Annotated in this window: 10 protein-coding genes and 1 pseudogene; 8 read left to right on the top strand and 3 right to left on the bottom strand. The window is 57.3% G+C overall.

Features of this window, described 5'->3' with window-relative positions; translation table 11 throughout:
* Nucleotides 1–2 precede the first annotated feature (2 nt).
* From alg8 to yaaA, 3 genes are all read right to left on the bottom strand, one after another.
* On the bottom strand, nt 3–1,484 hold the full coding sequence (alg8, locus tag AB7M29_RS08130; RefSeq protein WP_437180799.1) for a mannuronan synthase: 1,482 nt from the start codon (nt 1,482–1,484) through the stop codon (nt 3–5).
* Nucleotides 1,485–1,686: 202 nt separating this feature from the next.
* Nucleotides 1,687–3,003, bottom strand: coding sequence for a nucleotide sugar dehydrogenase (locus tag AB7M29_RS08135; RefSeq protein WP_052966650.1), 1,317 nt, complete (start codon nt 3,001–3,003; stop codon nt 1,687–1,689).
* Nucleotides 3,004–3,822: 819 nt separating this feature from the next.
* Nucleotides 3,823–4,602 (bottom strand): peroxide stress protein YaaA, encoded by a 780-nt coding sequence (yaaA, locus tag AB7M29_RS08140; RefSeq protein ID WP_217857701.1) that lies wholly within the window; start codon nt 4,600–4,602, stop codon nt 3,823–3,825.
* A gap of 237 nt (nt 4,603–4,839) precedes the next feature.
* On the opposite strand from yaaA, the gene AB7M29_RS08145 reads away from it, so the two are divergent.
* The 8 genes and pseudogenes from AB7M29_RS08145 (at nt 4,840) to cyoA (ending at nt 11,649) form a co-directional block, all read left to right on the top strand.
* Nucleotides 4,840–5,964: a polysaccharide deacetylase family protein gene (locus AB7M29_RS08145; protein WP_454246667.1), complete on the top strand. Its 1,125-nt coding sequence runs from the start codon at nt 4,840–4,842 to the stop codon at nt 5,962–5,964.
* Nucleotides 5,965–6,301: 337 nt separating this feature from the next.
* Nucleotides 6,302–7,696: a PhoH family protein gene (locus AB7M29_RS08150; protein ID WP_217857703.1), complete on the top strand. Its 1,395-nt coding sequence runs from the start codon at nt 6,302–6,304 to the stop codon at nt 7,694–7,696.
* 174 nt (nt 7,697–7,870) lie between these two features.
* The gene (gene moaC, locus AB7M29_RS08155) at nt 7,871–8,344 is read left to right on the top strand and encodes a cyclic pyranopterin monophosphate synthase MoaC (protein WP_454246668.1); all 474 of its coding nucleotides are present in this window, start codon (nt 7,871–7,873) and stop codon (nt 8,342–8,344) included.
* A complete protein-coding gene (moaD, locus tag AB7M29_RS08160; RefSeq protein ID WP_123719936.1) occupies nt 8,341–8,583 on the top strand; it encodes a molybdopterin converting factor subunit 1 in 243 nt (80 codons plus the stop codon). Before moaC ends, moaD begins: the two co-directional genes overlap by 4 nt.
* Before the next feature lie 3 nt (nt 8,584–8,586).
* Entirely contained in the window at nt 8,587–9,039 is a 453-nt protein-coding gene (gene moaE / locus AB7M29_RS08165) for a molybdopterin synthase catalytic subunit MoaE (protein ID WP_454246669.1), read from the top strand.
* Between the two features lie 137 nt (nt 9,040–9,176).
* Nucleotides 9,177–9,341 (top strand): annotated as a pseudogene (locus AB7M29_RS08170) (ester cyclase); the annotation flags it as partial.
* 25 nt (nt 9,342–9,366) lie between these two features.
* Nucleotides 9,367–9,876, top strand: coding sequence for a disulfide bond formation protein B (locus tag AB7M29_RS08175; RefSeq protein WP_052966645.1), 510 nt, complete (start codon nt 9,367–9,369; stop codon nt 9,874–9,876).
* Nucleotides 9,877–10,704: 828 nt separating this feature from the next.
* Nucleotides 10,705–11,649 (top strand): ubiquinol oxidase subunit II, encoded by a 945-nt coding sequence (cyoA, locus tag AB7M29_RS08180; RefSeq protein ID WP_052966644.1) that lies wholly within the window; start codon nt 10,705–10,707, stop codon nt 11,647–11,649.
* The last annotated feature ends 1 nt before the right edge of the window (nt 11,650 follow it).

Below are 11,650 nucleotides of genomic sequence, written 5' to 3' on the forward strand. Positions count from 1 at the left end.
GGTCAGACCATCAGCAGCAGCACGGCGACAAAAATGCTGCCGGCGGAGAAGGTCATGGTCCGAGACGACCAAGTGTTGAACCAACGTTGAAAGCTGGCGAGATCACGGGTCAGAGAAGTGGGCTGGCGAGTCCAGGACTGTTGATCGAGGCGGAAGAACACGTAGATCTTCACCAGCGCACCGACGATCTGGTTGTAATAGAGAATCGCCGGGTAAGCCGGGCCGATCCGGTGACCGGAGCAGGACAGCAGCACGGTCAGGATCAGACGGGTGATGCCGATCCACAGCAGGTAAACCAGGATGAACGCGCTGCCGTACTTGAAGGTGGCGAGGATTGCCACGGTCAGGCCCAGCAAGGACGTCCACATCGACACGCGTTGATCGAACAGCACCACCGAAGTGAACAGGCCGAGACGTTTCATCCCCAAGCCCAGGGCTCGGGAATTCTGCCGCAGGTTGTTGCCGTACCAGCGGAACATCAGTTTTCGGCTGGCCTTGATGAAGCTCTTCTCGGGCGGGTGCTCCACGGTGTGGATAGCGGCGTCCGGCACGTAGAAAGTGTCATAGCCCAAGCGCATCAAGCTGAACCAGCTCGACTTGTCGTCACCGGTCAGGAACTTGAAGCGGCCCAGGCGCCAGTGTTGCAGCGAGTCGCTTTCCACATCGGCGATGAAGTCCGGGTTGGTGACCACGGTGGCGCGGAATACCGACATCCGGCCGGTCATGGTCAACACGCGCTTGGACAGGGCCATGGAGCACATGTTGATGTGGCGCTGGGCGAATCGCAGTTTGTGCCATTCGCTCATGATGTAGCCGCCGCGCACTTCGCAGAACTCGTTGGTGGTCAGGCCGCCGACATTGCCGAACATCTGGAACCACGGCACGGTCTTGAGCACGACGCCTTCGGCCAATACGGTGTCGCCATCGATCACGGCAACCACGGCGCGGTCGTCCGGCAGGTGGCGTGAGATGGCGCGGAAACCGTAGGCAAGGCCATCGCGTTTGCCGGTGCCGGGAATGCGCACGAAGTCGAGCTTGACCCGTGGCGGTGGGTTCATGCGTTTCCAGAGGCTCTTGACCAGCAGCTCATCGGACATTTCCACGATGGAGCACACCACGGTGGTCGGCAGGCCGCAGTCGATGGCCTCGCGGATTACCGAGCTGTAGACCTGAGCGGTGGTCAGCGCGTCGATACGAAAGCTCGTGACCATCAGAAATACATGGGACGGGTCTGCCGCTTTGCCCAGCTTGCGCACTTTGCGCCGCAGGTGCGGGTAGACCACGTACAGAAACAGCATGCCGCGCAGAAAGTGCGTGGCACCCATCGAGTAACGCCAGATACCGACGATACCGATCAGGAAGATGAAGTCCTTCGACTCGGAGTCGAACGTGGACGCAGGCAGCGCCATGGCGATGCCCATCAGTAAACTTAGGTAAAACAGCCAACCGGCGGCCTGAAGTAGGCCGTGCTTTAGCCTGTGCATAATCTGCATCCGTCTCGATCTCGGGCGAGCCTGTGGGGTGGCCCGATGGGGTTAAGGCAGGCCTGTGAAAACTGACGTCACCCGCTCTGGATGACGCCAGAAATCCTGGTAGGAGCTGCCGCAGGCTGCGATCTTTTGGCGTCAGTGAGATCGCTGAAAATCAAAAGATCGCAGCTTCGTCAGCTCCTACACAGATGCAGCGTTACCAGCAGATGCCTTCAGTCCGGCCACTCACGCTGGTGGCTTTGGACATGAAGCCAACCAGGTCGACCACTTGCTTGCCGTGTGGAGCTTCCAGCGCCAGGGCGCGGAATTTCTCGTCACGGTTGCCGAGGATGATCACGTCGGAGTTTGCGATCACATCGTCGAAGTCGGAGTTGAGCAAGGACGAGACGTGAGGGATCTTCGACTCGATGTAATCCTTGTTCGCACCGTGAACGCGGGCGTATTCGACGTTGCTGTCGTAGATGCTCAGGTCGTAACCCTTGCCGATCAGCATTTCCGCCAGATCAACCAGTGGGCTTTCGCGCAGGTCGTCGGTGCCGGCCTTGAAGCTCAGACCCAGCAGCGCGACTTTGCGTTTGTCATGGCTGGAGACGATGTCGAACGCGTTCTGCACCTGGGACTCGTTACTGCGCATCAGCGAGTTGAGCAGCGGTGCTTCCACGTCCAGGGAACCGGCGCGGTAGGTCAGGGCGCGGACGTCTTTAGGCAGGCAAGAGCCGCCGAACGCAAAGCCTGGGCGCATGTAGTACTGGGACAGGTTCAGCGTCTTGTCCTGGCAGACCACTTCCATCACTTCACGACCGTCAACACCGACGGCCTTGGCGATGTTGCCGATCTCGTTGGCGAAGGTCACCTTGGTGGCGTGCCACACGTTGCAGGTGTACTTGATCATCTCGGCAACGGCGATGTCCTTGCGGATGATCGGTGCGTCGAGTTCTTCGTACAGCGATTGCAGAACGTCACCCGAAGCCTTGTCGAACTCGCCGATAACGGTCATTGGCGGCAGATCGTAATCGGCGATCGCGGTGCTTTCACGCAGGAACTCAGGGTTGACCGCTACGCCGAAGTCGACGCCGGCTTTTTTGCCGGAGCAGTCTTCGAGGATCGGGATCACCACGTTTGCCACGGTGCCCGGCAGGACGGTGCTGCGAACCACGATGGTGTGGCGGGTGGTCTTGTCACGCAGGACAAAACCGATCTCGCGGCACACGGCTTCGATGTAGTTCAGTTCCAGATCGCCGTTCTTCTTGCTCGGCGTACCGACGCAGATCATCGACAGGTCGGTGTCGCGAATCGCCTCGGCGAAGTTGGTCGTGCCGCGCAATTTGCCCGTCTCGATACCCTTCTGCAGAAGTTCGCCCAAACCCGGTTCAACGATCGGCGATTTGCCGGCGTTGATCATATCGATTTTGTCTTTGGCAACATCGACGCCAACGACGTCATGGCCCCGTGCAGACAGGCAACCGGCACATACTGCGCCGACGTAACCCAAACCAAATATGCTGATGCGCATCGCAATTACCTCTGTATTTATCAAGCCATTACATGGCCGGAGTTAATGGTGTTCAGCGGTCATAGTGCACTCGCAAGTGCGACTTAAAGGCGCCACAATGCCGTGTGCAGGCATACTAAGTTCCGAGTGTCTAAATAAGTGCACTCAAGATGTGCGCAACCAGGCCTTATTGTTATGACTTGCCCTGTTATGCAGCCGATCCTCTTTTCAGAAGATTTCCGTGCAAAGGTCTTGCGCGCTCAATGCCAGGCCCGAAAGCCCGTAAATCAAGCGGTTGGGTGCTCAGGTGAGCACGTTTATAGGGGCGCAGCCGTGGCCTTGTAGGGGATAGTAATGGTGCGTTATCTCCTGTCCTTCATGTGTTGCCCAAATAAGTGATCAGTAAGCCAAAGTAAGTGTGACAACTTCGCTACATGGATCTCTTGTCTGTGTAAGTTATCTCGCACAATCACCGAGAGAATCGTTACCGGTGGTATGAGCGGCGCATTTGGACATAGTTCCTGTCCGCCCATCGTGAATTCTGAAATTTCTTGAAATATTGAAAAAGATGGCACTGCTTTCATATTGATAGCACTTGCCGTTTGGCCCTTTATATACGGGGCGATTGTTGCTCTGGATATGTTTTTGCCACTACGAGTAAAAATTTTCAGTGCCACTACTGAAAAAAATGATCAATGTCGAGTGAAACTAAAGTTAGAAAATGGAGTGCTTGAATATTGGCGCCAATAAAGCGGCGAAAAGGAAGGGATTGTTCGACGATTCAAGGGGGCGCGCACGACGAAGTAATGGGTGTCGTGCGCTGACTTAGTGCAGGCTCCATTACTCCGGTGCGTGATCGCGCAAGAACACCAGATTGTCCGGTTTAGACTGTTCGGCACTGTAGCGATAACCCTGAACGTCGAACTGCTTGAGGGCGACCGGGTCATTGATGCGTTCTTCAATGACGAAGCGACTCATCATCCCGCGAGCCTTTTTCGCGTAGAAGCTGATGATTTTGTACTGACCGTTCTTCAGATCCTTGAACTCGGTATTGATGATGCGTGCGTTCAAGGCACTGCGTTTGACCGCCGAGAAGTACTCGTTGGAGGCCAGGTTCAGCAGCACGTCATCGCCTTGATCGGCCAAGGCTTCGTTCAGCCATTCGCTGATTCGCGTTCCCCAGAAGGCGTACAAGTCCTTGCCTCGGGCATTGGCCAGTTTGGTGCCCATCTCCAGTCGATAGGGCTGCATCAGGTCCAGAGGGCGCAGCAGGCCATACAGGCCGGAGAGCATGCGCAAGTGCTGTTGGGCGTAATCGAAGTCGGCTTCGCTGAAGGTTTGTGCGTTCAGGCCGGTGTACACATCGCCCTTGAATGCCAGCAACGCCTGCTTGGCGTTGGCCGGGGTGAAGGCCGGAGTCCAGCTGCCGAAGCGAGCGGCATTGAGACCGCCGATCTTGTCGGAGACGTGCATCAGCTCGCTGATCTGCGCCGGCGTCAGGTCGCGCAGTTGCACGATCAGCTCCTGGGAATGGTCGAGGTATTGCGGCTGAGTGAAGCGCTGGGTCGCCGGCGGTGTTTCGTAATCGAGGGTCTTGGCGGGGGAAATCACCATCAGCATGAAGTCGTCTCCTTTAATCATGGCGGCGATTCTAGGGGGTTGTCCTTGTTGACTCCAGCTATGGGTGTCATAGGTGATCGGTGGTGTCATGGAACAAGATCGCAGCGTCGCTTCGCTCGACAGCTCCTACAAGGGAACGCATTCCAACCTGTAGGAGCTGTCGAGCGAAGCGACGCTGCGATCTTTTGATCTTCCCGCGATATAGTGCCGCGCGGGTTTTGTTATGGAGACATCCCATTGCGTATCGTTTTTCTATTCTCGGCCTGGCTCTTGAGCTTCGGCGCCATGGCGGCGCCGGGCGATGTGGCGACGCTGGATCGCAGCACCTGGCCTGAGCAGCTCAGTAGCCCGACGCTGTTTGACGTCGCCTCACGGGCCGAAATCCTCATGTTCGCCCGCGTTCTGCTGGCCAGTGAGTCGCTGGATGAGGCGAGCCTGGCTCAACGCCTGGGCCTGCGCACCCTCAATCTCGAGTCGGTCAACCAGCTGCGCCAACGCCTGTGGCAGCGTCTGCTGACCAATTACAACTTCGCCCAGCAGAGTTGCGATCAGGATGCTTCCTTCTGCTTTCTGGTCGAGGACATGGCCACCTTGCGTGAGCAAGCGGCCAAGTTTCAGGTGAGCGACGACAGCTATTACATCAAGTGGGCCGAGCCGAGCCGGCTGTTCCACGCCCAATATCTGGACGAGCAGTTGCGCAAGGCCGCGCTGTTTCCGCAGGCCAGCAGCGAAGTCGATCGTTTTGGCGATTATGAGCGCAATGGCGAGGCCATGAATGACCGCCTGTTCCTGCTGACTTTCGACAGCGCCGCCAATGCCACCCCAGATAACACCGCTTGGGTCACCGAGTACCTGCGCAAATCCAACATGAGCGCTACGTTCTTCGTCCTCGGCAAGGACATCCAGGCCCGTCTGGCCGAACGTTCGGTGGCCAGCCTGCAAGGGACTTATTCGCAGCAATGCGTTGGCGTGCAAGGCTGGGAGTTCCGCTCCCACAGCCACTGGCAAGACTGGCAGGACTCGGTGCGACGCAGCGTCGAGCTGGTCAAAGGCAAGCTGCCGGAGAATTACGTGCCGCTGTTTCGCCCGCCCGATGGTCAGCGCAGGTCCGATGCTGAAGGCTTCTTCACGTCTCAGAGCTTGCAGGTGGCGCTGTGGGACATCGATGCCCAGGACGGCGCCGGCAAGCTCAAGGGCAGCCAGAGCGCACAAAGAGTGTTAACCCTGATGCTGCTATGGCGGCACGGGGTGATCAATTTCAATGTGAAGCAGGATGCGCTGAAAACGGCGATGCCCTGGCTCATTATGCAAACGGCGCCAAGCGGCATCGGTTGGGCAGACTGTCAGGGCGCGTTTCGCTGAAAACGGCAAAAGGCCGTAAACATTGGGTGAAGGGCGATTTTTGCAGAGAAATCGGTGCAGGCGGACTTCCGACTTTAACGGCACAATGCCTGCACGCCAAGGGCTATTCGTCACTCTGAAAAATAAACTTCAAAAAAACGTCAAAGTGCTTTTTTCTGTCACATGTTTTGGAGTATTACGAAGACAGACCGCCGAAACCTGCAACACAGGTGGCGTCTCCCAAGACCCCAGTTTGTGTGCAGTTCACTTGACTCCTCGCAGGTGAATTCGGTGGCCACTTCGAGGCGCAGCACTGTTATGGTACTGCGTCGACTGGCTCCCACAAAGGTGACCGAGTATGGATGATCACGGACGTAGCCCTTCTTCCAACCAGCCAATCCTTTATGTACTCGATACCAACGTATTGATTCACGATCCAAACGCCCTGCTTAATTTCGAAGAACACCACGTCGCCATCCCGATGACCGTGCTTGAAGAGCTGGACAAGCTCAAGAGCGGGCATCACAGCGTGGCCGCGGAATGCCGCCAGGCGATTCGCCTGATCGACAAGACTTTGGGCGATGCCAGCCCCGAAGACGTTGAACTCGGCGTACCGATCCAGCGCGGCAAGAGTGGGCCCAAAGGTTTGCTGTCAATTCTGATGAGCAAGCGCACTGAGCCGAACATCATTCTGCCCGAGCATCTGAACGACAACATCATCATCAACCAGTTGATCGACCTGCGCGCGCGGGATGCAACACTGCCCGTGGTGCTGGTCACAAAAGATATCAACATGCGCCTCAAGGCCCGGGCTTGCGGGATTGCGGCCGAGGACTACAGCACCGACCAACTGGTGGACGATGTTTCGTTGCTGCCCAACGGTTATCACAACATGACCGGTTCGTTCTGGGATCGGGTGAGCAAAGTCGAAACCCGGCAGGATCATGGCCGTACCTGGCACCAGGTGCAGTTGATCGACAACCTGCCCGCGGTACACGTCAACGAGTTCATCATCGACGAACAGGGCTTTGTCGGCTGGATCAAGGAAATCCAGGTCGACAAGTTGCTGATCCTCGATCTGCATCAAGAGCCTCTGTTGCACCAGGAAGCCTGGGGCCTGAAACCGCGTGACATCTATCAGAGCCTGGCGCTGTACGCCTTGCTTGATCCGGACATTCACCTGGTCAACCTGTCCGGCGCGGCCGGTTCGGGTAAAACCATCCTGGCCCTGGCGGCGGCCATCGAGCAGACCATGGTCAGCAAACGCTACCGGCGCATCATCGCCACCCGCAGCGTGCAGGGGCTGGACCAGGAAATCGGCTTCCTGCCTGGCACCGAAGCGGAAAAAATGGAGCCTTGGCTCGGCGCCATCACCGACAACCTCGAAGCGCTGCACATGGACGACGAAAACACCCATGGCAGCGTCGACTACATCCTCAGCAAAGTGCCGTTGCAGTTCAAATCCCTCAACTACATACGAGGCCGCAGCTTCCAGCAGAGTCTGATCCTGATTGATGAATGCCAGAACCTCACGCCGCACCAGATGAAAACCATCATCACCCGTGCCGGCGCCGGTTCCAAAGTGGTGTGCCTGGGTAACCTGGCGCAGATCGATACCCCTTACCTGTCCGCGACCAGCTCCGGGCTGACGTACTTGACCGAGCGCTTCAAGGACTTCCCCAACGGTGTGCACATCACCCTGCAAGGGGTGCCACGTTCGATTCTGGCCGAATACGCCGAATCGCATCTGTAACCCTCACCAGAACCGGGCGGCCTAACGGTCGCCCGGTTTTTTATGGGCAACTCTTTTACCCCTGTGGGAGCGAGCCTGCTCGCTCCCACAGGGATATGTAGTGACCCGATAATCAAACGTGCGGAAAATTGACCCACAGGTTTACAATCGATGCTCCTGATCAGGAGTATCCCTGTGCTGACTCATCTCGATTCCCAAGGTCGCGCCCATATGGTCGACGTCACTGAAAAAACCGTGACGTTCCGTGAAGCGACGGCCCAAGCGCTGGTGCGCATGCTGCCCGAAACCCTGCAGATGATCGTCACTGGCGGCCATCCCAAGGGTGACGTGTTTGCCGTGGCGCGGATCGCCGGCATTCAGGCGGCGAAGAAAACCAGCGATCTGATTCCTCTGTGCCACCCGTTGATGCTCACCGGCGTCAAGGTTGAACTCAGTGCCGAAGGCGACAACACCGTGCGCATCGTGGCGTGCTGCAAGTTGTCCGGGCAGACCGGCGTCGAAATGGAAGCGCTGACCGCCGCCAGCGTCGCCGCGCTGACCATCTATGACATGTGCAAGGCCGTGGATCGTGGCATGACCATCGAGAGCGTGCGGCTGCTGGAGAAACTCGGCGGCAAGAGCGGCCATTTCCAGGCGGATCAGCCATGAACGTTACTGTGAAGTTTTTCGCCCGTTACCGTGAAGCGCTCGGCGTGGACTCGGTGAAGGTCGAAGGTGATTTTTCCACGGTCGACGATGTGCGCGCGCTGCTGGCCCAACGTGACGGCGCCGAAGTGCTGAGCGAGCAGAACCTGATGTGCGCCCGCAACGAAGACCTCTGTCAGCTCGACGAACCGGTGAGCGATGGCGATGAAGTAGCGTTTTTTCCGACAGTGACCGGGGGCTGAACCATGGCGATTCGTGTGCAGCCCACGCCGTTCGACCCGGGTGCTGAAGTCAATGCCATGCACGCGGCCAATGTGGGCGTCGGTGCGGTGGTGAGTTTTGTCGGCTACGTGCGCGACTTCAATGACGGCCTCGACATCGCCGGGATGTTCCTTGAGCACTACCCGGGCATGACCGAAAAAGCCCTGGGCAAGATTGCCGCGGAGGCCGAGCAGCGCTGGCCGCTGTTGAAGCTGGAAGTGTTGCACCGCATCGGCGCGCTGGAGCCGGGCGAGCCAATCGTCTTCGTCGGTGCCGCCAGCGCTCACCGTCAGGCGGCGTTCGATGCCTGTGCCTTTGTCATGGACTACCTGAAAACCCGCGCGCCGTTCTGGAAGAAAGAAAACACCGGTGATGGGCCGCGTTGGGTGGAAGGGCGTGACAGCGATCATGCGGCGGCAGATCGGTGGAAGCAGTAAGCCAATCGATCCGTCTTCACGGGCTTGATGCTTGAAAAACAATTGAAAGTTAATCCGTTCTTAACCGGTTTATCGTTTATTCCCCGACATTGGCCAAAGCGGCCTTGTCGAAGTGTTCATCGACAAGATCCCTTGCCCGAGGCCGGGATCAGGGGCCGTTCAAGGCTCTCAAATGTCGGGTCAGCGTGTAGACTTCCGGGCAACCGAAATCAGATCGACAAGATCGCATTGCCGCCAGTTGGCATATCAAAGACAACATCAGCCTGATGCCGCAGCTGCAAGCGCAGCCGCCAGCGAGCTGATCCACGGACACAAAAGGGAAACGCGATGAGCGAGGAAACGATGCGGTTGGGGCGTGAGCGGCGCTATCTGGTGTTGCTGGGCATTATCTGCCTGGCGTTGATCGGTGGCGCGCTGTACATGCAAGTGGCTCTGGGCGAGGCACCGTGCCCGCTGTGCATCCTGCAGCGCTACGCGTTGCTGCTGATTGCGCTGTTCGCCTTTATCGGCGCTGCGATGCGCACCCGACGCAGCATCACACTGTTTGAGGCGTTGGTGGTGATCGGCGCAATTGCGGGCGCCGGAGTGGCCGGGCATCACGTTTATACCCAGTTTTATCCTGCGGTCAGCTGTGGCATCGATGTGCTGCAACCGATTGTCGACGGTCTGCCGCTGGCGAAGGTCTTCCCGCTGGGCTTCCAGGTCGATGGCTTCTGCTCTACGCCGTACCCGCCGATCCTCGGCTTGTCCCTGGCGCAGTGGGCGCTGCTGGCGTTCGTGCTGATCGTGGTGCTGGTGCCGCTGCTCACTTCGCGTAACCGCAAAGCGCTGCGCTGAGGCTGTACGCCGTACCGTTGCAGGAAACAAAAAACGCCCCGGTTCTCGTTGAGAGGCCGGGGCGTTTTGCATATTCGCAGGTCAGGTAAAAAGACCTTGATGCTCGACAAGGAAGGGTGCGACACGCGTGCGACACGTTGTCACAGCTTGAGTGTCGCAAGGCATTTCAAATCGCTGATTCAGGGCATCGCTTCGCACCAAAAACCGGCTTTCCCAGGCTCTGTCGGTTTCATCGTTCATCAGTCGAAACAGGCAGTTTTAACAGGGCCTGGCGAATTGCCGAAGTCCTTGTCATATAGGGGGTAGAGCAGGGTCGAAGGCGAGCGCAGAGCCTTGGAAGCTGTCTGAACTTCGCATGGTAGACCTACATTTTTTGGTGTTTTTGTTGAGAATGTATTTCGATACCATGGCGCACTTTTGCAAAAGCCGTTAATGATTGTTGCTGGATCGGATAAAAATTATTTCGGGATGAGACATGGTTTATGAATCGTTACATATCTACAATCGCCCGCACTGAATTCCCGGCACTGCTCACCCTTACTCAGGTGCATGAGCAGAACCAGGGCGTCGAGAGGCCTGATGGCTTCATGCGACTCCCAGGTGTCGGTGCCTTCCGACTATCCGCACCAAATGGAATTGGTCTGTAACAAGGCCCTTGACCACGAATTCGAATAAGAACTCACCGCAGGCCCAGCAATTGTCGAATAGCGTCTGACGCGCGACGGGCAGGCCCTTATTCAATCCAAGAAAAATGCCAACCCTTGGCAGGGTGAAGTGTTGGCGATCAAAACCCAACTGCATTGCGCAAGCTGCTTTAGAGGTCGTGAGATGAGTAAAAACAGGTACCCCAGACTACTAGGCTTATTGCCGCTGCTCGGCACGTTGTTGCTGGGAGGCTGCAACATGACCTTGCTCGACCCCAAGGGCCAGGTCGGCCTGGATGAGCGAAACCTGATCATCACCGCAACGCTGCTGATGCTGTTGGTCGTCGTGCCGGTCATTTTCATGACCTTCGCGTTCGCCTGGAAATACCGCGCTTCCAACAAGGACGCCGTCTATACGCCAAAATGGTCCCACTCCACCAAGATCGAAATCGCGGTGTGGACTATTCCGGTACTGATCATCATCGCCCTGGGTTACATCACCTACGAGTCGACCCACGCGCTTGACCCTTACAAGCCGCTGGAATCCGACGTCAAGCCAATCACCATTGAAGTGGTCGCGCTGGACTGGAAGTGGCTGTTCATCTACCCGGAACAAGGCATTGCCACGGTTAACAAGATCGTGTTCCCGGCGCACACACCGATCAACTTCAAGATCACCTCCGACGCCGTGATGAACTCGTTCTTCATCCCTGCTCTGGGCGGCCAGATCTACGCGATGGCGGGCATGCAGACCAAACTGCACCTGATCGCCAACCAGAACGCTGAAATGGACGGTATCTCCGCCAACTACAGCGGCGCGGGTTTCACCGGTATGAAGTTCAAAGCTATCGCCACCTCTCAGGAAGATTTCGATGCCTGGGTAAGCGAAGTCAAAAAGGCACCTAAACAGCTTGAAAAAGCTGAATACGAAGCCCTTGCCAAGCAAAGCCAGAACAACCCAGTCGAGCTCTACTCCTCGTTCACGCCGAACCTGTTCCAGACCATCGTCGACAAGTACGAAGGCATGAAACCAGGCAAGCCGATGCATCACGAGAAGAAAGACAAAGAAGTGGCCCATATGGAAGGGATGGACATGAGTTCGCATTCAGCTGCCGGGGCAGAGGAGTAAA

Source organism: Pseudomonas sp. F-14 TE3623 (assembly GCF_053629015.1).